Below are 23,267 nucleotides of genomic sequence, written 5' to 3' on the forward strand. Positions count from 1 at the left end.
CTGCAAGATTGTTCAAACGCCAAATAACCACTTTCTGTGGTCTACAGCAGAGTTTGAAGCCTGGGCCACTGCTCGCAAAAGTCTCCTGATGGAGTCGTTTTATCGGGAGGGGCGGAAGCGGTTTGATATTTTGATGGATGGCAAGAAGCCAGTCGGTGGACAATGGAACTTTGATAAGGAAAACCGTAAACCGCCAAAAGGCAAAATTTCGCCGCCGAAGCCACTGAGATTTGAACCAGACGAGATCACGCAAGCCGTGATGAAAACAGTACAAACGGCTGACTATCAAACCTTTGGCGAGTCTGATAGCTTTAGCTGGGCGGTGACTAGAGAGCAGGCGTTGCAGGTGCTAGACAATTTTGTGCGCGATCGCCTTACCACTTTTGGCCCCTACCAAGATGCCATGGTCACCGGTCAAGACACGATGTGGCATGCGCTACTCTCACCCTATCTAAACATCGGACTGCTGCAGCCCATGGAAGTGATTGAGGCGATCGCCACTGCCTATGAGTCCGCTGCCGATTCAGACCAGCCCATTCCGCTCAATAGCGTAGAAGGCTTTATCCGTCAGGTTCTTGGCTGGCGCGAATATATGCGCGGTATCTACAACCACGTAGACGCAGACTATCCCGCTCGCAACTACTTCGAGCATATCCATTCTCTACCTGACTTTTTTTGGACTGGCGACACCCCGCTAAATTGCCTTCACCAAACCATCGATACGCTCAAACGCACTGGCTACGCCCACCATATTCAGCGGCTGATGATCCTGGCCAATTTTTCTTTGATCTCTGGGCTTTCACCTCAAGCAGTAGAAGATTGGTTCCACGCCGCCTTCATTGATGGCTATGATTGGGTGATGCAAACCAACGTGATTGGCATGGGTCTTTTTGCCGACGGTGGGGTGCTAGCCACCAAACCATATGCCTCTAGTGCTAACTATGTCAACAAGATGAGTGACTATTGCAAAGGATGCCGCTATGACAACAAAGCTCGAACCGGGGAGAATGCCTGCCCATTCAACTTCTTCTATTGGGATTTCTTGAACCGTCATCGGGAGAAACTGAGTTCTCAGGGTCGAATGAACTTTATCTTGAAGAATCTAGATCGGATGACAGCAGAAGAACTATCTGAAATTAAGCAGCTTGCTAACCGCTGGCGTGAGGATAATTGAGTCCACTCACCTCTTAGACATCTATTACTCAGACATCTACAACCCAGACATCTATAACAATGAACAGTTCCTTAGAAACTAAGATTACTGCAGTAGGTCTTACTCTACTCATAGCGGGTCTAGCGGGCTGTGGTACTCGGGCTACAACCGGAGAAGATTCACTAGCAACAGAACTGTCAGCAGATGAGACGCCTGCTAGCGTTGTCGCTGTAGAAACAACAGAAGAGGCAGCAGGCTATCTTTTTGCGGTGACGGTGCGTAGTCTTGATACGGGATGCGATCGCTATGCCAACTGGTGGGAAGTCGTCACCGAAGAGGGCGACTTGATCTACAGGCGCATTCTTGCTCACAGCCATATTGAAGAGCAGCCCTTTACGCGATCGGGTGGGCCGATTGACTCTGACCTGGTGAGGAATCAGCCTGTGATTGTACGGGTTCATATGCACCCTGATGGCTATAGCGATCGCGCGATGGCTGGCACCGTTGGTGAACCCTTTAGTCAAACTACACTCCCAGCCGATTTTGCGACAGAGCTGGCCGAAATGATGCCCTGGCCCAAAGGCTGTGCATTTTGAAGCTTGACTAAGCAGATTGACTAAGCAGCCTGTTAATCAGGCGTTTCGTTAACCGGAAACCGGTTAAGCAAATAGGCAGCTTGCCTAGCACTGCTGCGAACGTCTTCAGAAAGATAGGGAACGTGGGGAATCTGAGAAAGAAAGTCTAGAGTCCGACGCAGCAACCTGACGATATCGCCTTCGTCGAGGCTGGTATTGTTACAAAGCTCTTGCCAGTCCGTTTCTAATGCCCACTGTTCTACGATGGCAATCAAGTCTTCTTCTAGCCAAACTGGAATCTGAATATCCTGTCTTCTTTGTTCTTGAAAAACACGCCGCCTAAGACCACGCAGGCCGCCTAGCGCGTCTAACACCGGACGAGTAGCGTGATAGCGAATCCAGGTGTCGGGGCGGTTGTTTTCCATCAAGATGCCAGCACAGGCAGCGGCAAACTGCTGAGGCTCTAGCGCGTCAAATTCTCCAGAAGCCAAGGCCATGCCTAGCCAGAGTTCGTTGTCGCCACGAATGGCCGCGCACATCTGGCCCATCTCAGTGGGGGCGTTGTCTTCTAAACACTCAAAGTTTTCGAGTACTTGCATGAGGCTAACGAATTCTAGCCAGTAGTGATGCGTGTGGTCCTCGTATTTTTGCAGGCGATCGCGTCTCTCTGCTTGCAATCGAAGCAATCGCTGCTGCTGCTTGACCACCGCCTTTGGATTTTCCAGTTGCGCCACCGGATTTTTCGCCAGCCTTTGCGCGACGGCTTCAGCCTTTTCTTGCTGTTCCTTGACTTCAGGGGCCTGCGTCTCTATTGTTGGAATTTCGGGTATTTTCGCAGCCACAGCAGCAGAGGCTTCGTCACCTTTACGAGATTTTCCAGGTGAATGGATCAACTCTACAGGCGGCGTCAGATCGTCTGCTGAGCGAAGGCGATTATCCGCTTGACTAGTAGATTCCTCATGTATCGCTACTACGTCCTTTACCGTCGCCACATACCAGCGATTGTTCGCCCCTAGACAGATCAAGAAAGGAAACTGGCCAGGCCCTGGCACTTTGCTAACTAGTACGGCAGGTAGGGGCGTTGCTACCTTAATATTCTTACCTTTCAAAGAAAGAACGGTTCCTGCCATCGCAAAAGAGATAGCAACCGGATCGCTGCTGCCCAGTCTTTCTTCTGCTTGCTGTCGCAGGATTTTCAACAATCTTTCTTCTTCTCGTAGCCAGCCGCGTAGCTTCTCATACTCTGCTAGTGCTGTCTCATCGATATAGGCTAGCTGATCTTGCAGCACAGCGATGTCTTGTTCTAACTTAGTAATTGCACCCTTTTGAGGAGCCAAATGCAGCGTTGCGAGATACTGCCCAAAGCTTCTCTCAATTAGCTCTTGGGCTTCTTCTACCGTATGAATCTGCAACAGATTTAGCACCATGCCATAGCTCGGCGTAAACTGACTCACTAACGGATCCGGCGGCGCAATGGCTAGTCCAGCGGCTTCTTTTGCGCCTTCAAAAGGAGATTCCACAGTAACCACATGGCCTTCTATGTCCATGCCTCGGCGACCTGCTCGTCCCGACATTTGCAAGAATTCGGACGCATGCAGCAGCCTGTGACCGTTGTCAGTCCGCTTAGAAAGGCTCGCAATCACCGTCGTTCGCGCCGGCATATTGATGCCCGCTGCTAGCGTTTCAGTCGCAAAGACAACCTTGATTAGCCCTGCTTGAAACAGCTCTTCTACCAGACTCTTCCAAGCCGGCAAAATGCCCGCATGATGAGCGGCAATGCCACGATACAGCGGCTCTAGCTGATTAGCACGGATCGCTTCTGGATTGCGATCGACAAACCTATCGATTCGCCGTTTCAACAGCTCGGCTTCAGCAGCACTGACCAGGTTCATGCTAGCGACGGTCTGTACAGCGTTGTCACACCCCTTTCGGCTGAAAATAAAGTAGATAGCGGGCAGCATGTCCTTGGAGCGAAGCTGACTGACAACGCCTGGAAGCGTCGCACCTGCTTTTTGTTTCTTTTGACCGCGCTGTCTACGAGGGGGTTTGCGATAGTTCTTCAGCCGAGGATGAATGCCCGTTTGCTGATTGTTCAAGAGCGGAAAGATGCCCTTTTCTACTGCAAAGTGAAAGTTGAGCGGCACCGGACGATAGTCTGAGTAGATTAGCTGAGTCGGGCCGTGAACTTCGTCGATCCAGTCAGTCAGTTGGCCGCCGTTGGCTACGGTAGCAGAAAGCCCTACTAGCTGAATTTCGGGTGGGCAATAGATGACGGATTCTTCCCAGACGGTGCCCCGCTGCCGGTCGTTCATGTAGTGGCATTCGTCTAATATGACTACTTGTACATCCTGCAGTGAGGTTCCCACTTCACCGATGGTGGTGCCATAGAGCATATTACGAAAGATTTCTGTGGTCATCACCACTACAGACGCATCGCGATTGACAGAGCTATCGCCTGTGAGCAACCCGACATTTTCTTCACCAAACTCTTGCTGAAAGTCTCGCAGCTTCTGATTAGAGAGTGCCTTTAGTGGCGTAGTGTAGAAAACGCGGCGTCCCATCTCTAGGGCACGGTGGATAGCATATTCGCCGACGAGAGTCTTGCCAGAACCAGTGGGCGCACAAACGATGACTGACTGACCCTGGTTTAGAGCCGCGATCGCGTCCAACTGAAAATCGTCTAACTGAAAGGGAAATAGGGTTTCAGGCGCTAACACGAAGGCATCTATCAATAGAGGAACCTCTCTATTGTGTCAGCCCCTGGAAAAGTCGGCGAAAAGTCCGCAAAAAATTAGCTCTCGATGTGAGTATCTAGCAGAATATCCGCATTCATCAGCCTAGAAATAGGGCAGTTCTCCTTGGCACTCTTAGCTGCCTTTTCAAAAGCATCTTTGCTATCAGCTGGTATTTTGGCAGTGATATCCAAGTGGATCTGAGTTACTTCAGGCTCGTTGCCTGCGGTACTAAGCGTTACCTTTGCAACCGTGGTAAGCTGCTCTGGCTCAATGCCAGCGCTGCCCATTTCATCCGCTGTCGCCATCGTAAAGCAAGCGGCATGAGCAGCGGCGATCAGCTCTTCTGGGTTCGTGCCAGGATTATCTTCAAAGCGAGTGCCGTAGGTATAGACAGACTCGGTTAGCACGCCGCTTTCGGTGGTAATTTTGCCTGTACCGGTCTTAGCGCTTCCCTGCCAAACAACTGTCGATTTGCTATCCATGAAAATTCCTTAGACTCCTTAATTTAATTGGCAGATGCGGGCGACAAAATCATTTCAAACTGTGCAGACTGTCTTGTCTAGCCCTTTCGGCTGGCCACTCAATCAGCCTTTTCATCAGTAGAGCAGTTGCTAGCTAAGCGACCATCCATCGTTGGAAAGACATCAGCGGCCAAACGTCCAGCGGCCAGATACCAACAAGATGCGTAGGTTTCACACGATCGCCACACCGTCGTCATCCCGTTGTCAAAACCACTCGGTATCTTGAGGATGTTCCTCGATAAAGCCGTAATTCATGACAGTTGATCGCTCCGAACATAAGTCTAGTCAGCCCTCCTCGCGAAGAGGCGCTAAGCTGGCCAAGTCATTGGCGTTGGTACTCTTGGGTGCAGGCACGGCGACGGCTGGCACCTACGCAGCCACCTCCACAGCCATAAGTCCACTAAGTCGAACTGCCGCCGAAAATTCTGCCATCGTTGAGCCGTCTGCCGCCGCCGTGCCCGTCAGCCTGACAGTCCCAGCCGAAGCAACCTCTGTAGCTGAAGTCGTTCAGGCGGTAGGACCCGCAGTGGTTCGCATCAACGCATCACGGACGGTGACTCAGCAATCGCCTAATGTGCCCGAGAGCTTCCGTCGTTTCTTTGGCGACCAGATGCGCCCACAAATACCTAGAGAAAGAACGCGAAGTGGCGTCGGTTCTGGCTTCATCGTCAGTGAGGACGGTCAGATCTTGACTAATGCTCACGTGGTAGAAGGCGCTGATACCGTACAGGTGACGCTGAAAGATGGCCGTACGTTTGAAGGGACAGTGCTAGGGAGCGATCCGGTGACGGACGTGGCAGTGATCGACCTAGAGGCCAACGATCTGCCGACGCTGGTGGTGAGTGAGGCGGAACTGCTGCCTGGAGAAGTTGCGATCGCCATCGGCAACCCGCTCGGGCTAGACAATACCGTTACTGTGGGCATCGTTAGCGCGACTGGTCGCACCAGCGGTCAAGTCGGCATTCCTGACAAGCGCGTAGACTTCATTCAGACGGATGCGGCGATCAATCCAGGTAATTCCGGCGGCCCTTTGCTCAACGCTCGTGGCGAAGTGATCGGCATGAATACGGCAATCATTCAGGGTGCCAACGGTATCGGGTTCGCCATCCCGATCAACGACGTACAGCGCATCTCGACTCAGCTAGTCGCTAATGGCCGAGTAGACCATCCCTTTATTGGTATCAGGATGGTGAATCTGACTGCTGATGTGCGTGACTCTATTAATCAAGATCCAAGTAACGGCTTTAGAGTTTCGGCTGACAGCGGTGTGCTAGTAGCAGACGTTGTGCCGGGTTCACCTGCAGCAAGAGCAGGCATGCGGTCTGGCGATGTCGTTAGCCAAGTAAACGGTACCGTCATCTCGACCGGGCAAGAGGTTCAGCAAGCGGTCGAAGACAACGGTCTAGACAGAGAATTGCGATTAGATATTGACCGCAATGGCGATACTAGAACGCTCTCATTGCGCCCACAGCCGCTACCTACCCAGAGCTAAACCGCTGAAGCTGGATCGCTGAAGCTGGATCGCTGAAGCTTTAGACAGCAGCGTCCTCTTCCCATCAGATCAAACTTAATTCCCACACTCCCAGCCGTGACCTGCTCTACCAGCGTCACGGCTTTTCTATAGCGTTGGTCACTAGCTGAGATATAGCAAGGAATAAGCAAACACCTCTCGGAAGTAGATCAAAGTGTTCACACAGGTGACATCTGCACGGCGTCTGCATGATAGAGGAAAATTAGTGAAAAAGTGGCTTTGGATAATCTCTGCAGTTGGTTTAATAACGATTGGTTGTAGCGGCCTACAGGCTGGTAGTTCATTGATTTCATCTCCAACTGTCAATCGGATTGTTGGTGAAAGTGACACCGAATCTGAATCTGCCGAAGCTGAAGTCGAACAGAATGAACAACGAGCGAAACAAGATGCTTTTCTATCTGGATCTAGCGAAGCTGAGACTGAGACAGTTCATAGCCCTGAGCCACTGACTGAGCTAGAAATCCGATACGACACGCCTAGTTTGAACAGTGTCACTCTCTCTAGAGGTCCGATAGAAGTCAAAGTCTCTTACACCGCTCGCGAAGACATTACACCAGAGAATCGTCCGCTATTGAGATATGAGATTTTTCATGAGGGCGAATTGAGTGTAAAAGACGCTGCGATCGCAGTCGGCAGCGGTAGTGTCTTGATTGGAGACTTCGATCAAGATGGGGGAATGGAGGTCGCCGTACAGGCGTTTACTGGGGGGGCGCACTGCTGCCTATCCACGACTGTCTACAGTTGGAATGGTCGCAATTTTAACAAGCTCAGTTTAGACGAGATGCTGGGCGGAGAATTTGAAGATATTGATGGCGATGGTTCGTATGAGTTCGTCACTATCGACAGTGATTTTCTCGCAAAATTTTCTAGCTACGCAGGCTCAGTAGCACCGCCCATGATCTTTTCTCTAGTCGATGGTGAGTTTATCAATTCAACTCAAGACTATCCAGACTATATCTACTCAAAAATTGCTGATCTTGAGCATCGAAATCAACAGCAGATGAATGCTCATAGCCTGCTTGCCGCCTACGTAGCAAGTAAGAGTTTAGTCGGCGAAGTAGAGTCGGGCTGGGCGTATATGCTCAATCACTACAGCCAAGATCCAGCGCTGGGTCTTGGCATGAGCATCCGCGATCAAAATGGTGAGGTAGTTGATCGACACCCCAATTTTCCTACTGCACTCGAAGCATTCTTGATAGAACAAGGCTATTTATGATGACAGGCTGTTTGTAACGAGGTAATCCACCTCGTCCCCTTTAGTTAAGTTTTCCTCGCACTCCCGTCGCGTTTCTCCTTCACTACTGAAGCGCGATGGGTTTCTTGCGATCGCATCCAAACATACGAAAAATCCCTCGCACTGAATCAGCTAGCTGACCCATCTATTCAGTAGTATCAGGCATTTCCTTTGTACTTTTGGACTCTCTAGGCGGGGAAAACTGTAGGCAGGCGTCTACTGTCGATCAGCTTCTCCTCGCTAACTAGGGATCTAAACTATGCATCTGCTTTCAGCCGCGAAGATCAAACAGCATCTGATGACGTCACCAAAAGCACTGCTAAGTACGTTCATTTGTCTGTGTATCAGCGGCTGGATAGTCTTTTCCACCCTGCCTAGCCTCGCTGTACCCATCAGCGCCGTACCCAACCCTCAGCAGCAAAACGGCACCTGGGTAACTGACATGGCCAACATGCTCAGCGACAGCGCCGAAGCTGAACTTAACTGGATGATCACCGCCTTAGAAGCGGCTGACGGCACAGAGATTGCGGTGGTCACCGTCCCAGATACCCAGCCGTCTCCGACGCCCAAAGCTTTTGCCACCGAACTTTTCAATACTTGGGGGATTGGCAAAGCAGGTGAAGACAACGGTTTACTATTCTTGGTTTCTAAAGGCGATCGCCGCAACGAAATCGAAACTGGCTATGGTATCGAAGGGCGCTTGCCCGATGCCAAAGTAGGTGCAATTCTCAACCGCGAAGTCACCCCTCAGTTCAAAGCGGGCAACTTTGATGCTGGGATTATTGCAGGCACTAGGGCAATGATTGTGGCCCTCAACAGTGAAGTTGATGTGACCTATACATCCTCGCAGCCTCAGTCCACCTCACCACCAGCATCCGACCCTGGCTCACAGACTGCCTCTCAACCTATCTCTCCACAACCTACCTCTCAACCGGTACAGCCCGCACCTAGCCCTGCGCCTGCCAGTCCAGAGCCGCGATCAGTTAATAGACCATCAAACCAAGGCTCCTTGGGCGGAGTGACGCTAGCTTTGATGCTGATTGCAGCAATACTAAAAATATGGCTAAAGTCGCTGTCTCAAAGAAAGCACCCAGAAATTGCGATCGCACCGACTGGAACAACCAGATTACGTGAGTCAGGCAATCCCATGGGCAACTGGTTTTATCGAATATCTCCTAAAATGCCTGGTAAAAACGGAAAGAGCCTGGTAGCTTGGATGACGCCAGAGCTAACTATTCGCGGTAGCGAAAGGCCTATTCAAGGTGGCTTTCTAGATGCCTATCACATGCACAAGCGGTTAGTCCATACAGGATGGTATGCCTTCTGGCTGTTGTTTTTGCTATCTATATTTACCTGGCCTTTCACCGGAATAAAAATCGTTTTTGTTCCAATTTGCTTTGGACTATGGCTAGGCTATGAGCTTTTCTTGAGCGCTAAATGGGATAAATACTTTTCTATTTCTCTCGCACCGAACCCGATAGTGCATACGATTGCACAGCTAACTCGCTTAGCACTTCTGTGTTTTATTGGCCTGTTTCTGGCGGTGTTCACAGGTCCACTCATTCTTCTGGTACCCCCTGTGTTAATTGGCTTTCTAGGGGCTTATGCGATCATGCTAAGGCTGTTGCGATCGCCCGCTTACCAAAGCGCTGTTGTCTGCGGAGACTGCGCTCATCCAATGCTCCCCCTAGACTTCGAACAGCTATATCCCTTACTAAGCAAAGCGCAAACGGTCGAATTCGGAATTAAAAGCAGAATGTACGAAGCATGGCATTGTCCATCCTGTTCTACCCATGCTCATATAGACGAGAGCAATACGCATCTTGTCTCTTTTAATTGCAAGAATCCTAAGTTCACGACCTGTGAAGTCGCTGCATGCGGTGCGCTAGCGGTAGAGACGACCTCCAAAGTAACCAAGTACGCCACAACCTATTCCACTGGCACCCGCCAGACTACTCAAAAATGCCACGCCTGCGGTCGTACAAAGAACACTTACTCCACGATCCCGAGAGTTCAGACTTCTTCTAGCAGCAGCTCTAGCTCTAGCAGTTCTAGCTCTAGCAGTTCTAGCAGTAGCTCCGGTAGTTCTGGCGGCAGCTACGGCGGCGGCTCTAGCGGTGGCGGCGGGGCTGGCAGTAGCTGGTAGATAGTCAGAAATCATATTTCAACAAAAACAATGAACTCAAATAGCGCAATTCCAGAAGAGTGGGTGCCTGCGGTTTTAGAAAAAGCTAGCAGGCTGTACCAGCAGCAAAATCAGTCCTATTCGCTAGAGCAGCTACAGGCGGCTGGATCAGAGGTCGAGATTCCAGCAGAACTGATGCAGCAGGCCCTCAAAGAGCTAAAAGCTGAGCAAGCAGCCGCTGAGCAAGCTCAACGCCAGAAAAAACAAGTGCTGAAAATAGCAGGGGTTGCGGCGATGGGACTGGCGATCGCTACGGCGGTGTGGATAGGCGGCGTGTACAATTCGCTAAACGCGGCGCGTTCTACCGTGGACGGCAAATGGGCACAGGTCGAGAACCAAATGCAGCGGCGAGCCGATCTAATTCCCCAGATCACTCAGGTTGCTCAAAATTTTGCGAGTCACGAAAAAGACGTGATTTCAGCGCTGAGCAGTGCTAGAGAAACTTTTTTATCAGCGCAGACGATCGCCGAACGCCAGGCCGCAGATGAGCAGATGAAAAGCGCGATCGCCCAGTTCCAAACCTTTGCAACCAACAGCCAGCAGCTTCAGTCCAGTCAGCTATTCGTTAATTTGCAATACGAAATTGCTGGCACCGAAAACCGCATCGCCACAGAACGCATGCGCTACAACCAGGCAGTCGCTGACTACAACCAATCCGTCACAGGCTTCCCAACGGTTATAGTCGCTAGCCTGCTGGGATTTGAGCCTCAGTCTTGACTTCCTGTCTAGGGAGCTATTACTCTTATACGCCTCGTGATCTGTCAATGCTAGTCTTCTGAGGTCGAGACCTGACGCTGCACTAGGCAACCAAATCTGGAAAAACCTTCTGCACAGCCGGATGCACTAGCCGATGGCTTTGCACGTTTAGCGCCGTTTTCAATCCCTTTCCGACTATAGAGGGCTGGTCTAGCGCCTTCATGCCAGAGGCTGCTAGCTGCAAAACGTAGGGCAGTGTGCTGTTGTTCAAAGCCTGCGTCGCTGTCCAAGGAACGGCACCTGGCATATTAGGTACGCCGTAATGCACGACACCGCACTCGGTATACACTGGTTCGCTATGCGAAGTGACCCTCAAGGTCTCAATGCAGCCGCCTTGATCGACAGCGACATCTACAATCACTGACCCAGTCCGCATATCACTTACCATTTCTTTCGTCACCAGCGTCGGCGCTTTGCGGTTGGGCACTAGCACTGAACCCACTACCAAATCAGCATCGGTCACAGCGGCGGCGATGTTAGGCGCATTGCTATACAGCAGATTCACTCTCGATCCAAATAGGGTCTCTAGATAAGACAGACGCTCTACGCTAATGTCGATTACGGTTACCTGAGCGCCTAATCCCACCGCCATCTTTGCGGCTTCTGTACCCACTACACCGCCGCCTAGAATGGCAACTTTACCTGCACTGACCCCTGGTATACCGCCAAGCAAGACGCCTCGTCCACCCTGCTGCTTTTCTAGAAAGCGCGCACCGAACTGTACAGATAATCTGCCAGCAATCACGCTCATAGGCATAAGTAATGGCAGCGTGCCGTCTTTTTCCACGCTTTCATAGGCGATCGCACTCACCCCACTTTCTACTAGTCTCTCTGTGAGCTGCCTACCAGCGGCCAAATGCAGATAGGTAAAGAGCAGTTGCCCGTTTTGAATCAGCTCATATTCTACCGGTAAGGGCTCTTTCACCTTGACCACCATTTCCTGCTGCCACGGCCCCGTCGCATCCGGCGCGATCGCCCCACCCGCTTCTACATAGTCCTCATCGCTAAAGCCTGCACCGACACCTGCTTGGGTTTCAACTACGACGCTGTGGCCGCGATCGCACAGCTCTTTTACACTTGCTGGACTTAGCCCCACCCGAAATTCCCTGTCCTTAACCTCTTTCGGAACGCCAATATCCATTGCTTCAATTCCTATGTGATCGGTAAACAAGAATTTATTTTAGACAACTCCATAACTAAGTACCCCTCGAATCAAACGATCCAAGGGGTAACTCAATGTATTAGGGGCGATCATACACACCAATCGCCTACAAGAATTGTCTAATAGAGCACTTACTGAGCGCCTGCTATCAAGCCGGTTAGTAGCGGCAGATTCGCGCTCAAAAAGTATGCAAAAATAGCACCACCGATGCCACCGATTAGAAAGCTGCCAGCGAACTCGCTCCAGCCTTCATCAGTGCTCAAAGCCTCAGGTGGTCTATAAGGCAGCGTATTCCGAGAAATCTCAGAGCTGACATTCGCTCCACTATAGATAGACAAACAGACGGTCAAAATCAGCACTAGACCAATAGCGGCAAGCAAACCCGCAATCCCAAGCACGTCGGTGTCCCTAAGTGGACCCAACAGCGCAAACGGGCCATACAGCAAATAGCCGTGGGCCATGCCGACTTCCAACCCTCGTCGCTGAGCGGAAAGCCCAGTGCGATAGGCCGGTAAATTCTCAAGCAAAGCTCTAGACAACCCAGACGAGTTTAAAGGGGTTTCTAGATTGCCAATTTGAGGATCGCCCGCGTAGGGCTTAATAAAATTCGATGATGCTGGCATATTTAATCTTTTAGTTCTCCAAACTTACTCAACACAGCTGCGTAATCACTAAAACAGACTACAGACTTGAAAGTCTGTCAAAGCCTACGGATGTAATAGCAAATCGGGAAAGAACCGATTGAATTCAATTAGGATGCCCGCTGCAACTACCGACGCAATAGTAGCCATTACAGGAGCGGTCGAAAGATAGCGCAAAAAATTGCTGCTCATAGATACTCCTCCTTGGAGTTCAACTGCTTAGTTCTATTAGAACTTCTGTATCTCTATTCTGTGATCCCCTGATAGAAAGACATTTGGTAAACCTAAGTACGTGCTTACACTGGCAAGCTAGTCAACCTAGGCTACCAAAAAGACTTTGCTAGCGAGGTGAAACTGTAATCTCGTCTTTCTTAGCAAACATTGCGCCAGACACAATTTCTTTGAAAGCTAATAGAGGCCAAGCAAACGCACCTAGAGTGCATTTAATAGCTAAAGGCACATCGATCACAATCTCCTTCTCCTCAGGGGACTTTTCACTGCGAACGGCAATGACATAAGACCGACCAGCCCAGCCAATCCAACCAGCAATCAGCAAGAACAATAGACTAGGAATCAAAAACTCACCTGCATGGGCTAGATCACCATCTACAACTAAATGAGGAAGTCCTTCAGGACCGCACAGAAGGCTAGTCCTGCCATAGAACTCAAAACGGGCTTTAGCTGAATCTGTAGGAGCGGCAGCGGCCCGCTTTTGGAAGGCGGGTGACTCGTTACAGGGAACTAGACCTGACACATCGTCACCTGCAATTCCGGCGGTTGCTGGCGCAGCAAAACCGAGGGAAAGGCAGAGAACTAAAGCCAGAGCAAACAATCGTCGCATATATAGGTTTCCTCTCTCATTAATAGAAGCTTTGGAGTAAGCTTATCTATTGATGAAATGCTTTCAAGAGCACGATGCCTTCAGGAGGTTTCATCAAAAATCCACAAGCCTAACCCAGCTTGTAGGCAATCATACTCCTCGGATGAGAGCCCCGTAAAGAAAGCGCTGCAACGCTTTACATCCCGATACATTCATCAACACATTATGTTAGGAACACTGGCATAGCCTGTCAAAACGTCTATCAAAAGACAGAATTTTCCTCGATTGAACGCCTGGACTATGGTTTCTAAATTCTCTTCTTTCGCTAAAAAACAACCTGCTAAAGAGCAGCTCATAGAACAAATCCAAACAGAACTACTGCAGTTAGAGCAATCTCAAACAACTGTTTTGGCTATCGAGACCAGCTGCGATGAGACAGCCGTAGCGATCGTGCGAGGCAGAACAGTATTGAGCAGCGTAGTATCCTCACAAATTGAGACTCATCAGCGCTACGGCGGGGTCGTTCCAGAGGTAGCTTCTAGGGAGCATGTGGGTGTGATTGGCGATGCGATCGCCCAGGCACTAGCTCAATCAGGACTAGCCTGGGAAGAAGTAGATGCGATCGCCACGACCTGTGCGCCGGGCCTAGTTGGCGCATTGATGGTAGGTATCACCGCTGCTAAAACTATAGCGATGATTCATGACAAACCGTTTCTAGGCGTTCATCATCTAGAAGGACATATTTATGCGTCTTATCTAAGTGATCCAAATCTGCAGCCGCCTTTCCTGTGCTTATTAGTATCAGGCGGACACACCAGTTTGATTCAAGTGCGCGATACGGGCGATTATGTGATCTTGGGCAAAACTCGCGACGATGCGGCAGGTGAGGCGTTTGATAAGGTGGCTCGGCTGCTTGATCTAGGCTATCCGGGCGGCCCGGTAATTGATCGATTAGCCAAGCAAGGTAATCCGAAGGCTTTTGCGCTACCAGAAGGGAAGATTTCGCTGCCGGGCGGTGGTTTTCATCGCTACGACGCCAGCTTCAGCGGCTTAAAAACAGCGGTACGACGGCTGATCGAAAAGCTGCAGGCCGAGGCGCTAGCCCAAGAAGGCAAAGTCGAAAAAGGCAAAGACCAAGAAGGCAGAGTACCGACAGCGGATGTAGCAGCGAGTTTTCAATTCACAGTGGTCAAAGCATTAGTTAAGAGAGCGATCGCCTGCGCGAGCGACTATAAGCTAGACACCATTGTGGTCGGTGGCGGGGTAGCGGCTAACAGCGAGCTGAGAAAGACATTAACTCAGGTCGCGACAGAACGCGGCATCAAAGTGCTCTTTCCACCCATGCAGTACTGTACAGATAATGCAGCAATGATCGCCTGCGCGGGAGTAGCACAGTTCGATAGAGGAGCGCGATCGCCGCTCACGCTGGGTGCCCAGTCAAAACTGCCGCTTACAGACATCAGCGAACTCTATGTAGCCGGACAAAAAGCCCTAGGCTGAAGGGCTGCTCGAACGATCTGTGCCACCCTCTCTGGCTGTTCAACCATAGCCATGTGGCCACAATTAGGTATCTCAGAGACCATTCGGCCTTGGGCAAATCCTGAATGAAAACTAGCCAGGTAGTCAACATAGCGCCGGGGCATGATGGTGTCTTCAGTAGCCGTAATAAAATGAAGCGGCTGCTCAAGCTGGCTGACGACTTGTGGCAATAGATAGACCTCCGCTGCGGTAGTAGATTCTAGCAGAGCACCTTTGGCAGCTTGTGCGTTGGCCCTGACGAAGTCGCGAACGCGCTGTTGACCCCAGCTAACCGATAGCGGCTGCTGAACCATCAGCCGGGCAAACGCTCTAGGCAGCAGCGGTAGCTGAGCTAGCCAGCCAGGTCGAAACTTCAGCATCTGCTGACCTGCCGTCCGAAACTTTTCAAATTCATCCTTAATATAGATACCGCCGCCAGCGTTGATACAAATAACGCCTTTGATCCGATCCGGTAGCAGATAGGCCGCCCAAAGCGCGACACTGCCGCCTAACGAATGCCCCAGCAGCCATACCTGATCGAGCGCTAGATGGTCGAGTAGAGATTCTAGATCTTTGGCGTAGGCGGCCAGACTGTAAGTAGACGCCTGATATGTTGCTTGCTTTGGACCATCGCGCCGCCCACGCAAAAAACGGCCCGCTGGTAAATCGATTGTCTGTAAGTTCGTTCCTGTCTGTTCATCGGACTGGTCACTGGGCTGTTCACCAGACTGGTCATCGGGCAAATCGGTAGGTAAAACTGACTCGCCAAACCCACGCATGTCATAGGTCAAACAGGGATAGCTTGTAGAAAGAGCTTGAACCAGAGGCTGCCAGTAAGTCCGGCTCAGCAGCCAGCCATGAATAAAGACTAAGGGACAAGCCCCTTCTTCAAGCTGGTCAGGCGGAAAATTGGTTCGCGCATCGGCCTTTGGATAGGTAAAGTCATAGGCGTGAGGAACGCCTCTAATACTCTTGGTCAGCATACTTCTATGCTAACGCCTCAGCGTATAGTCTCTGTCGAGACGCTGAGGACACTTTCATTGGCTAAAGCGTTACGAAGCGTGCCTAATCAGCTCATTTGCCCATCAGCCTTTGTCGTACGCCCTCTGCAATTTTTTGGCCTAGGTACTCTGGGATTACGCCTTCATTAGGCCCTAGTAGATAGAGAATTAGCCGGGTGCGGCCCCGCCAAACTAGCAGATTGGCGTTGAGCACCAGCAGATCTTCTTGCCAGATGGTGTACATCACCTTGTAGAACAGCCCTGGTCGATTCTCTGCCTCAATTAGCAGCGCGGGTAGATGAAAAACCGGATCGATATAGAATTCGGTTTCGACATCGGTTAGGCCATCTCCTAGGTTGAATTCTACGTTCAGCATCTCTTCGACTTCGAACCGACCAGACAAGGCTTCACGAACGGCACGACTGACGTTTTCAGCGGTTTTGGAGCTGAGTTCTTTTCCCCCTCTAGAGACTTCTAGCTTTGCGAAAACCAGCATAGGGGGATAGATCTGGCCGTAGAGACTGAGGCTGTGAATAGTGAGGCCGTAGGCAGCTAGCACGCCGAAAATATCGCTCAGGAGAAAAGACTGATTGCGATAGGCAAATTGAAGAATGGTGCGATCGCCCGCTGGGTGCAATTCGATCACCGCTTTTTCAGTTCTAAAAAGCTGATAGGCCAGCCGTAGATTTTGGAGCTGTATCTCGCTATCTACAAACTGCTCATAGAATTGAGGAAACGCTCGATTGAAACGCTTGAGCAGTTCCAAGGTAGATGGTTCTAAACCAGTTGCCATAGCTGGGCTAACGCTTTTTAGCTTGTTATTTATAAGGCTGATGCTGGGTTTAGATTGCCCGGATCTATGCGGATTAAGCAGTTTCTACAGAGCTGCCTTGAGGTTTTTCCTATACGACAACGATTATTACGTTCGATCAACTAGAGCAATATAGAGACGACAGAGCGCTTACTGCTCACAATTCTCACCAGTGAAAGTAAGCTTAATAAGTGAGCACTCAGACGATATACTTTTATCGAGCGCTGCTTAATTCGATCTTAAATCTACTCAAATTGCCTGCATGGGGTTCTGGAAAAGCCTGTTCACCACCTCTGATGCTGCTACGGCTTCCAAGCAAACTGCTGGTGTCGGATACATTGCAGAAGCTAAGAACACAGACGACAGTCGTATCTTTTTTAGCGTAGATCGCACAATCGACCTCTATGAATTGGAAGAGCTATGTGACGCTGTAGGTTGGTCTCGTAGACCCATCCGAAAGGTACGCAAAGCAATTCAAAACAGCTTTTTAGTGATCACAATGTGGGAGCAAAAGAGTAACCGCAAACGGCTAATTGGATTTTCAAGAGCAACCTCAGATCACGCTTTTAATGCCACTATTTGGGATGTTGTTGTCCACCCTGATTTTCAGGGCAAAGGGCTAGGCAGAGCTTTAATGAAGCAGCTGATCAAAAAGCTACGCAGCGAAGATATCAGCAATGTGACCCTTTTTGCCGACCCAGATGTGGTCAATTTCTATAAACAGTTAGGTTTTATGCCTGACCCTGAAGGGATCAAAGGCATGTTTTGGTATCCAGATTAGTTTATTCGTTTTGCCAAAAAATAGTGTTCTCAGGGCAGATAAAGTTCAGTCAGGCTAACTACAGTAAAGGCATAGCTGCTTCTGGTTTGGCCTGTTGCATCAATAGGCACCTATGCTTACGTCCGCTAGCGCTAGCGGACACAGATGCGCTTTTTGCCCTAACCGACGCCAACCGTAGCTATCTGAGGCAGTGGTTACCTTGGTTAGATTCAAACCTAAATTCAAAAGATACCCGTGCCTTCATCAAACAGAAAATCGAAAAAGCGTATCTATGCCAGGAGCTAGTGTCTGCCATTTTCTACGACCACATAATCGTTGGGCTAATAGGGCTTCACGACATCAACTGGAGTAACCGATCAAGCAGCATTGGCTACTGGCTAGATGCCGCCCACCAAGGCAAAGGCGTGATGACTCTGGCCTGTCAATCCATGATAGATTACGGCTTCACAACGCTGAATCTTAATCGGATAGATATCTGCTGCGCTGTAGGCAACGATCGAAGTGAAGCTGTTGCTAAAAGGTTAGGGCTGACCTATGAAGGCACCCTAAGAGAAGCAGAGTGGCTGTACGATCACTTTGTAGATCTGAAGGTGAATTCTATGCTGCGCTATGAATGGGATTTTTGCCTTTGAGCTAGCTATAGCAATTCGCTAATGCATAGTGAACTGCTATGGACTTAGCGTTTATACGATCAGGACTGTAGCTTCTATAGATGGCTGAGGCAAATAAGATGGCTGAGGCAAATAGCTAAGACGAAATGCGGACTGCCATATGTCAAGATCTACGGTTGGCCAGACCTATCGACATCAAGCTATCATCTGCTGAGCCTGCTGGATCCAGCTAGCAACCATGCCCATATCAGGTGCTAAATCAGCTCGCCGAAAAAGCTGAACCTGTAGTCGTAATAGCTGTGGATGCAGACGCTGCACAGTCATCTTTGCTAGCTGCTGAGGCGTACTTATCCCGGCATGTAGTAGCAGGCCACAGTGCTGACAACCTACACTCGGAACTCTGGCTAGATTCGCTAAAGCCGTCCACTTATTGATGTGCTTAATATTAGTGCTCAGCCGCGTAGATAGCTGCTGTCTTTGGGCCACGCTATTTCCGTGGCGTAACAGATCAAATGTCGTCAAAATACCCAGCTCGTTTAGCTGTTGCACCTGCACCTTTGTTAGTCCAGGTAGCTGATCGAGAGGATGGTTGATAGATGTCACCATACTGAGCGCTATTCTCACCTATTTCGTCTAGTCTAATTGCTTTAATCATCTCACTCGCTGCCGAAAAGGCTAATAACCCATGCTAGTATGAAGGCCGGGATGTAGCGCAGCTTGGTAGCGCGCCTGCTTTGGGAGCAGGATGTCGCAGGTTCGAATCCTGTCATCCCGATAGCTGCCATCTAGTGCTATCTTGCGACTGATATAGTTGACTGTGCCAATTATTTTTATTGTCTACCGCCGCTTGAGCGATATAGGGCGGCTCGACATGATAAGGGTGAAAATCTGCCTATATATGAGAACTTATGAAGCTGTCTATTCGCCGCATCTTCGCGCAAGCACTAGCTGTTAGCACTCTAGGTATAGGGTTAATAGGAACGAAATGGCTAAGTGAGCCAGTTTTGGCTTTAACAGAAGAGCAAATTGTTCAGCAGCGTGAAGCAGTTCTCTCTTTTATTCTAGAAGATGAGGAAGGGCCTATCGCTGGGCCAGATGGCATTCTAGTCTTTGTGTCTTTGCAAAGTGCCAGCGACTACATTGCCGCCAATCGGCCCGAAGACACTGAGACTCTCAAAGTAATTCCAACGAACTTAGAGCGCATTCATCAGGTAGCTGAAGAAATAGAGGGAGAGCCGCTGCGGATCACCCTAGTACCTGAAGAAGCAGAAGTCGCCAATGCTCGCACCATTGATCCAGACTATCAGGGAGGGGTGCCTCTATTCTATGCCCAGTTGCCTAACGGAGCTTTCGCACCGCTATGGCAGCCCGATGGCGAACCAGTTTTCCCAATGTATTTTTCGCGTTCTGACCTAGACGAGTCTCTAGCCGGCTTGCCCCAGGAGGATCTAGGCATTGAAGTTGCGGTCATTCCACTTCAGGTGATCCTGCAAGAGATCCATACTAGTGATGATGAAATGCTCAGCCGGATCCGGCTATTGCCTCCTCAAGTGGTTGACGCTATCAGGGCTGCAGAAGCAGAAGAAGCTGAGAGCGCTACGCCGCCAGAGGTACCCGATGCTCAATCACCTGACGCTCAGTAGAAATTCCTCAATTCAGCAGGCATGAAGATGTCATACCAAATCCTGACTGCGTAAGCTTTGGAGCGTCGAAGGGCGTACTAATTAGCAGGCGTCTTTGCGACCAAAGACGACTGCAACTGTCTTGAAGATAATTTGAAGGTCAAGCCAGATAGACCAGTCGGCTTGATAGTCTAGATCCATTTCAACAATTTGTTCAAAATCTTTGATGCTAGAGCGCCCGCTGGTTTGCCACCGCCCGGTTATGCCGGGTTTGACGGCCAGACGCTGCCAGTGGTAACGATTGTAGTGAGTGACTTCGTGAATCACGGGCGGACGGGTTCCAACCAGGCTCATATCACCGACTAGCACGTTAAAAAATTGAGGTAGCTCATCTAGGCTAGTACGGCGAAGAAAGCGGCCAATCCGGGTAATGCGGGGATCTTCTTCATTTTTAAAGATCAGTCCTTCGGCTTCATTTTTAACAGTGTGCTTTTGAGCTTCGGCGTCTGGAATCATGGAGCGAAATTTCCAGATGCGAAAAGGACGACCTCTGTAGCCGTAGCGAGTTTGGCTGAAGAAGATAGCGCCAGGATGATCGATTTGGATGGCGATCGCAATCGGAACTAGCAAAATAGCAACGATGCCCAGTCCGACCACAGCGCCAACAATATCGAGTAGTCTTTTGACTTTACTGGTCACAGGCGGTAGGGGCAGACCCCAGGCGATATCTCTAGCTGCGATCGCCACCTCTCGCTGCTCAAGTGAAAGTTGTTGTTGCCTAAAGCGAGTCAATATGCCACCCAGAAATCCGCTTGCCTGCTGATAGTCTGCATACGAGCTACTGACTGATGGACCTTTTAGTTTTGTATGAACCATGCCAAAAACTGAGCTAACTACCCGGTAAGTCACGGTCATCATATAAATTTTGTCTAAAGGTTAGTGCTTTACATAAGTGACTTCTTAGAATCTTAGAGATCGCTCCTGCTCATATAAAGCTATCAACAGGATCGAACAGTCATTACTTGACACGACTTTCCCTCAAAAGAGCTCATCAGAGGAGCTTATCAGATAAGCTTCGTAGCGATTGCTACAGTTATTCTACTTCGAGTTTCTATTGACAATACGTCGCTAGGCAGTCATAGAGCTGATGAGCAAAAGACAGCTTGCTGCCATTATCAATCCGCCTCTGCTGACCGTTTGCCAAGAGAATGACAGCCTGATTATTAGCGCTGCCAAACCCGCTGTCTGGTTTGTCAATAGGATTGGTGACGATAGCATCTAGCTGTTTACCTTTGAGCTTGCTAAGCGCTGGGGTGACAATATCACCTGTTTGGGCCGCAAAGCCGATAATTCGCTGGCCGGGTGACTTTTGTTGAGCAAGCTGGGCGACGATATCTGGAACGGGAGACAAAGATAGGTGAGTAGGGAGCTCTGCTTTTGGCAGCTTGTAAGTGGCGCTATGGGTAGGACGAATGTCGGCAACAGCGGCAGACATAATTGTCCAGTCGGCTGACGGCTGCGCCGATCGCATAGCGCTTTCCATGTCAGCGGCGGCGGTGACGGCAATCGTACGGATAGGCGCTGGAATTGTGTTTGCCAGATCGCCAGCAAGCGGTCCATGCACTAAGGTCACCTCTGCACCTCTATGACTAGCAGCTTGCGCCAGAGCAATACCCATGCGGCCCGTCGCCGGATTACCGATAAACCTAACAGGGTCTAAGTATTCTTGAGTAGTGCCGCCGCTGATCAACAAGTGTTTCCCTAGCAGATCTCTTCGCCCTTTGGTGTGGGACAGGGAGTAGATCGCGGTGACGATTTCGCTCGGCTCTGCCATGCGTCCAGTGCCGATGCGATCGCACGCAAGTCGCCCTACATCAGGCCCCACCGAGTGATATCGCGATGCTAGTTGGCAAGTCTCTAGCTGCTGCCAGTTGCGTTGAACGGCAGCCTGCTGCCACATATCAGTGTTCATAGCGGGCGCGAGTAAGACTGGGCAAGTCGAGGCTAGAACCGTGTTTGTCAACAAGTTATCAGCCAGTCCATGAGCTAGCTTCGCTAGCGTATTCGCACTCAAAGGCGCGATCACAAAGACATCAGCCCACTCACCTAGCTCGATATGTAGAGGTCTCGCCTGCTTAGCAGACCAAAAGTCATCGTCGGTATAAACCGGATGTCGAGACAGCGCCGCAAACGTAAGCGCGCTGACAAAGCTCTGAGACTGCCGCGTCATCATTACTCTGACCTCGATTCCAGCTTTGGCTAGCGTCGAGGTCACTTCGCACAGTTTGTAAGCGGCAACGCCACCCGTTATGCCAATTAAGATCTTCGAGGGCTTACTAGCTGCCAAGCCGCCATTTGCTGGACTACCTTTTGCAGAAAGGCTGATTGAAGAAGAAGCCTGCAGAGACATGGACAAAAGTGCCTGATAAAAGCGCCTACGACTCGTCGAAAGCTTCGAGATCGAGTAGGTGCATGTAGGGTTCTACCAGCTCTGAACGCTGGAAAGCAACGGCTCGCAGGCGGTGCCAATCTTGTAGCCCTTCAAACGGAGTCGCGTATTCGTCTTGCTCTAGTCGCTGGGCTAGCTGCGCTACGTCTTCTGGTGTCATCTGGGCAATATCTTGTGACCAGATGTGATTGTTGGTCTGGGGGGCTGAGTTGACAGCGGCCTCGTTGTGTGCGCTAGTGTCAAGCGATTCGGTGGATTGCATGGCGGCCCATTCCCTACAAGCTGGTATAAACGGAGTTGGTGTAAAGCGACTAGCAAGCGGAAATAATGTATCCAATGCCAGCCAATATACGTGTTTCAAGTGTAATCTTTCTCGCGGCGTCTGATAGATTCTATTAACTAAATAGAGTTAAACGTTATAGAGATAAACAAAACCGACTGGCGACTCTAAGGGCATCTATAGAGACTTCGTGGCCCATATCAAATTCGTGATAGGTCACAGCCAGTCCCTGATTCTCTAACTGAGATTTGGTCTCTAATGCTCTAGCGATTGGGACGACAGGATCTTGTCTACCATGCATTAGTAAAATCGGACGTGGCGTAATACACGTAGGAATAGGCGCATGGCTGTAGCTACTGAGGATCAGCATGGCAGCTAAAGGTAGCTGCGGCGCGATATCTAAGGTCATTGCGCCGCCCTGTGAAAAGCCGCCCATGATGGTTTTTTCGAGGGGAATGCCAGTCTTTTCGGCCAGCGATCGCATCCAGTACAAAAGCCGCTGACGACTCTCGCGCAAATCGGCTTGCGCCTCAAAATCATGCGCCTTGCGAAAGTCATAGTTTGCCGGAAAGCTATACCAGGCAAGTCCTCCTGGCACCATCGGATGGGCGAACGGAGCATCTGGTAACAGCGCCCGAGTCGGCGAGCTGACCATGTTAATGGCATTGATTAGCCCAGCTACATCCTGCGCGTTTGCACCCCATCCGTGAAGCAAGACAATTAGCCGTTCGCCTGCACCTTCTGGCGTAATTGCGATCGCATCCAAACCCAACTGCTCTACCATCGTTCTAGTCTCTTTAACCAATCTCTCAGGCCGGTCTTTCAGGCCGATATCTCAGACCGATATTTCAGGTCAATCTCTTAGGCACAGACCCAGCCAA

23 protein-coding genes and 1 tRNA gene are annotated in these 23,267 nt (G+C 50.3%); 11 read left to right on the forward strand and 13 right to left on the reverse strand.

The genetic code is table 11. The annotated features are described in order from the left end of the window. Positions 1-1,174 (forward strand): cryptochrome/photolyase family protein (locus IQ256_RS03070; RefSeq protein WP_193854093.1); only part of this gene is annotated, 1,174 nt, incomplete at its 5' end. A 59-nt stretch (positions 1,175-1,233) separates the two neighbouring features. Continuing rightward, positions 1,234-1,749, forward strand: a complete 516-nt coding sequence (locus IQ256_RS03075; protein WP_193854094.1) for a hypothetical protein — start codon at positions 1,234-1,236, stop codon at positions 1,747-1,749. A 32-nt stretch (positions 1,750-1,781) separates the two neighbouring features. On the opposite strand, the gene IQ256_RS03080 is transcribed toward IQ256_RS03075, so the two are convergent. After that, complete coding sequence (locus IQ256_RS03080; RefSeq protein WP_228024524.1) at positions 1,782-4,460, reverse strand: RNA helicase; 2,679 nt, start codon at positions 4,458-4,460, stop codon at positions 1,782-1,784. Positions 4,461-4,519: 59 nt separating this feature from the next. Further along, entirely contained in the window at positions 4,520-4,945 is a 426-nt protein-coding gene (locus IQ256_RS03085) for an OsmC family peroxiredoxin (RefSeq protein ID WP_193854095.1), read from the reverse strand. Positions 4,946-5,237: 292 nt separating this feature from the next. Here IQ256_RS03085 and IQ256_RS03090 point away from each other — a divergent pair, with 292 nt between their 5' ends. The 4 genes from IQ256_RS03090 (at position 5,238) to IQ256_RS03105 (ending at position 10,651) form a co-directional block, all read left to right on the forward strand. Beyond that, the gene (locus tag IQ256_RS03090) at positions 5,238-6,476 is read left to right on the forward strand and encodes an HhoA/HhoB/HtrA family serine endopeptidase (protein WP_193854096.1); all 1,239 of its coding nucleotides are present in this window, start codon (positions 5,238-5,240) and stop codon (positions 6,474-6,476) included. Between the two features lie 322 nt (positions 6,477-6,798). Further along, on the forward strand, positions 6,799-7,731 hold the full coding sequence (locus IQ256_RS03095; RefSeq protein WP_193854097.1) for a hypothetical protein: 933 nt from the start codon (positions 6,799-6,801) through the stop codon (positions 7,729-7,731). Between the two features lie 277 nt (positions 7,732-8,008). Continuing rightward, entirely contained in the window at positions 8,009-9,895 is a 1,887-nt protein-coding gene (locus IQ256_RS03100) for a YgcG family protein (protein ID WP_228024525.1), read from the forward strand. 30 nt (positions 9,896-9,925) lie between these two features. Beyond that, positions 9,926-10,651 carry a LemA family protein gene (locus tag IQ256_RS03105; RefSeq protein ID WP_193854098.1) on the forward strand — a complete coding sequence of 242 codons (726 nt, stop codon included), beginning with the start codon at positions 9,926-9,928 and terminating at the stop codon, positions 10,649-10,651. 82 nt (positions 10,652-10,733) lie between these two features. Here IQ256_RS03105 and ald read toward each other — a convergent pair whose 3' ends face one another. The 4 genes from ald to IQ256_RS03125 all read right to left on the reverse strand — a co-directional run bounded on the left by ald (position 10,734) and on the right by IQ256_RS03125 (position 13,334). Continuing rightward, a complete protein-coding gene (ald, locus tag IQ256_RS03110; protein WP_193854099.1) occupies positions 10,734-11,831 on the reverse strand; it encodes an alanine dehydrogenase in 1,098 nt (365 codons plus the stop codon). A gap of 152 nt (positions 11,832-11,983) precedes the next feature. Next, complete coding sequence (locus tag IQ256_RS03115; protein WP_193854100.1) at positions 11,984-12,475, reverse strand: photosystem I reaction center subunit XI; 492 nt, start codon at positions 12,473-12,475, stop codon at positions 11,984-11,986. Positions 12,476-12,559: 84 nt separating this feature from the next. Further along, positions 12,560-12,685 carry a photosystem I reaction center subunit IX gene (psaJ, locus tag IQ256_RS03120; protein ID WP_193854101.1) on the reverse strand — a complete coding sequence of 42 codons (126 nt, stop codon included), beginning with the start codon at positions 12,683-12,685 and terminating at the stop codon, positions 12,560-12,562. Positions 12,686-12,833: 148 nt separating this feature from the next. Continuing rightward, positions 12,834-13,334: a Photosystem I reaction center subunit III gene (locus IQ256_RS03125; RefSeq protein ID WP_193854102.1), complete on the reverse strand. Its 501-nt coding sequence runs from the start codon at positions 13,332-13,334 to the stop codon at positions 12,834-12,836. A 279-nt stretch (positions 13,335-13,613) separates the two neighbouring features. Between IQ256_RS03125 and tsaD the strand changes: the two genes are divergently transcribed. Then, positions 13,614-14,813: a tRNA (adenosine(37)-N6)-threonylcarbamoyltransferase complex transferase subunit TsaD gene (gene tsaD, locus IQ256_RS03130; protein ID WP_193854103.1), complete on the forward strand. Its 1,200-nt coding sequence runs from the start codon at positions 13,614-13,616 to the stop codon at positions 14,811-14,813. Here tsaD and IQ256_RS03135 read toward each other — a convergent pair. Continuing rightward, positions 14,783-15,814, reverse strand: a complete 1,032-nt coding sequence (locus IQ256_RS03135) for an alpha/beta fold hydrolase (protein WP_193854104.1) — start codon at positions 15,812-15,814, stop codon at positions 14,783-14,785. The two genes, tsaD and IQ256_RS03135, sit on opposite strands and share 31 nt — an antisense overlap. 91 nt (positions 15,815-15,905) lie before the next feature. Then, entirely contained in the window at positions 15,906-16,625 is a 720-nt protein-coding gene (locus IQ256_RS03140) for a hypothetical protein (RefSeq protein ID WP_193854105.1), read from the reverse strand. A 280-nt stretch (positions 16,626-16,905) separates the two neighbouring features. On the opposite strand from IQ256_RS03140, the gene IQ256_RS03145 reads away from it, so the two are divergent. Further along, entirely contained in the window at positions 16,906-17,424 is a 519-nt protein-coding gene (locus IQ256_RS03145) for a GNAT family N-acetyltransferase (RefSeq protein WP_193854106.1), read from the forward strand. A 23-nt stretch (positions 17,425-17,447) separates the two neighbouring features. Beyond that, complete coding sequence (locus IQ256_RS03150) at positions 17,448-18,056, forward strand: GNAT family N-acetyltransferase (RefSeq protein WP_193854107.1); 609 nt, start codon at positions 17,448-17,450, stop codon at positions 18,054-18,056. A 174-nt stretch (positions 18,057-18,230) separates the two neighbouring features. Here IQ256_RS03150 and IQ256_RS03155 read toward each other — a convergent pair whose 3' ends face one another. After that, positions 18,231-18,641, reverse strand: a complete 411-nt coding sequence (locus tag IQ256_RS03155) for a DUF4332 domain-containing protein (RefSeq protein ID WP_193854108.1) — start codon at positions 18,639-18,641, stop codon at positions 18,231-18,233. Positions 18,642-18,736: 95 nt separating this feature from the next. Here IQ256_RS03155 and IQ256_RS03160 point away from each other — a divergent pair. Continuing rightward, positions 18,737-18,810: transfer RNA gene (locus tag IQ256_RS03160), tRNA-Pro, on the forward strand. A gap of 133 nt (positions 18,811-18,943) precedes the next feature. Next, entirely contained in the window at positions 18,944-19,678 is a 735-nt protein-coding gene (locus IQ256_RS03165) for a Tic22 family protein (RefSeq protein ID WP_193854109.1), read from the forward strand. 81 nt (positions 19,679-19,759) lie between these two features. Here the strand turns inward: IQ256_RS03165 and IQ256_RS03170 are convergent, their stop codons facing one another. The 4 genes from IQ256_RS03170 to IQ256_RS03185 all read right to left on the reverse strand — a co-directional run bounded on the left by IQ256_RS03170 (position 19,760) and on the right by IQ256_RS03185 (position 23,170). After that, on the reverse strand, positions 19,760-20,575 hold the full coding sequence (locus tag IQ256_RS03170; protein ID WP_370623334.1) for a sugar transferase: 816 nt from the start codon (positions 20,573-20,575) through the stop codon (positions 19,760-19,762). A 193-nt stretch (positions 20,576-20,768) separates the two neighbouring features. Beyond that, positions 20,769-22,067, reverse strand: coding sequence for a bifunctional phosphopantothenoylcysteine decarboxylase/phosphopantothenate--cysteine ligase CoaBC (coaBC, locus tag IQ256_RS03175; RefSeq protein WP_193854110.1), 1,299 nt, complete (start codon positions 22,065-22,067; stop codon positions 20,769-20,771). 25 nt (positions 22,068-22,092) lie between these two features. Next, a complete protein-coding gene (locus tag IQ256_RS30005) occupies positions 22,093-22,368 on the reverse strand; it encodes a DUF2555 domain-containing protein (RefSeq protein WP_255516183.1) in 276 nt (91 codons plus the stop codon). Positions 22,369-22,522: 154 nt separating this feature from the next. Beyond that, positions 22,523-23,170: an alpha/beta hydrolase gene (locus IQ256_RS03185; protein WP_193854111.1), complete on the reverse strand. Its 648-nt coding sequence runs from the start codon at positions 23,168-23,170 to the stop codon at positions 22,523-22,525. Between the last annotated feature and the right edge of the window lie 97 nt (positions 23,171-23,267).

The sequence above is a fragment of the cf. Phormidesmis sp. LEGE 11477 genome, assembly GCF_015207105.1.
Taxonomy (GTDB): Bacteria; Cyanobacteriota; Cyanobacteriia; order Phormidesmidales; family Phormidesmidaceae; genus Phormidesmis.

Excerpts from the sequence above, each read along its gene's own strand:
- IQ256_RS03075 (WP_193854094.1), top strand. The coding sequence starts at position 1,234 with ATGAACAGTTCCTTAGAAACTAAGATTACTGCAGTAGGTCTTACTCTA.
- IQ256_RS03085 (WP_193854095.1), bottom strand. The coding sequence starts at position 4,945 with ATGGATAGCAAATCGACAGTTGTTTGGCAGGGAAGCGCTAAGACCGGT.
- IQ256_RS03090 (WP_193854096.1), top strand. The coding sequence starts at position 5,238 with ATGACAGTTGATCGCTCCGAACATAAGTCTAGTCAGCCCTCCTCGCGA.
- IQ256_RS03100 (WP_228024525.1), top strand. The coding sequence starts at position 8,009 with ATGCATCTGCTTTCAGCCGCGAAGATCAAACAGCATCTGATGACGTCA.
- IQ256_RS03105 (WP_193854098.1), top strand. The coding sequence starts at position 9,926 with ATGAACTCAAATAGCGCAATTCCAGAAGAGTGGGTGCCTGCGGTTTTA.
- ald (WP_193854099.1), bottom strand. The coding sequence starts at position 11,831 with ATGGATATTGGCGTTCCGAAAGAGGTTAAGGACAGGGAATTTCGGGTG.
- IQ256_RS03115 (WP_193854100.1), bottom strand. The coding sequence starts at position 12,475 with ATGCCAGCATCATCGAATTTTATTAAGCCCTACGCGGGCGATCCTCAA.
- psaJ (WP_193854101.1), bottom strand. The coding sequence starts at position 12,685 with ATGAGCAGCAATTTTTTGCGCTATCTTTCGACCGCTCCTGTAATGGCT.
- IQ256_RS03125 (WP_193854102.1), bottom strand. The coding sequence starts at position 13,334 with ATGCGACGATTGTTTGCTCTGGCTTTAGTTCTCTGCCTTTCCCTCGGT.
- tsaD (WP_193854103.1), top strand. The coding sequence starts at position 13,614 with ATGGTTTCTAAATTCTCTTCTTTCGCTAAAAAACAACCTGCTAAAGAG.
- IQ256_RS03135 (WP_193854104.1), bottom strand. The coding sequence starts at position 15,814 with ATGCTGACCAAGAGTATTAGAGGCGTTCCTCACGCCTATGACTTTACC.
- IQ256_RS03140 (WP_193854105.1), bottom strand. The coding sequence starts at position 16,625 with ATGGCAACTGGTTTAGAACCATCTACCTTGGAACTGCTCAAGCGTTTC.
- IQ256_RS03145 (WP_193854106.1), top strand. The coding sequence starts at position 16,906 with ATGGGGTTCTGGAAAAGCCTGTTCACCACCTCTGATGCTGCTACGGCT.
- IQ256_RS03155 (WP_193854108.1), bottom strand. The coding sequence starts at position 18,641 with ATGGTGACATCTATCAACCATCCTCTCGATCAGCTACCTGGACTAACA.
- IQ256_RS03165 (WP_193854109.1), top strand. The coding sequence starts at position 18,944 with ATGAAGCTGTCTATTCGCCGCATCTTCGCGCAAGCACTAGCTGTTAGC.
- IQ256_RS03170 (WP_370623334.1), bottom strand. The coding sequence starts at position 20,575 with ATGATGACCGTGACTTACCGGGTAGTTAGCTCAGTTTTTGGCATGGTT.
- coaBC (WP_193854110.1), bottom strand. The coding sequence starts at position 22,067 with ATGTCTCTGCAGGCTTCTTCTTCAATCAGCCTTTCTGCAAAAGGTAGT.
- IQ256_RS30005 (WP_255516183.1), bottom strand. The coding sequence starts at position 22,368 with ATGCAATCCACCGAATCGCTTGACACTAGCGCACACAACGAGGCCGCT.
- IQ256_RS03185 (WP_193854111.1), bottom strand. The coding sequence starts at position 23,170 with ATGGTAGAGCAGTTGGGTTTGGATGCGATCGCAATTACGCCAGAAGGT.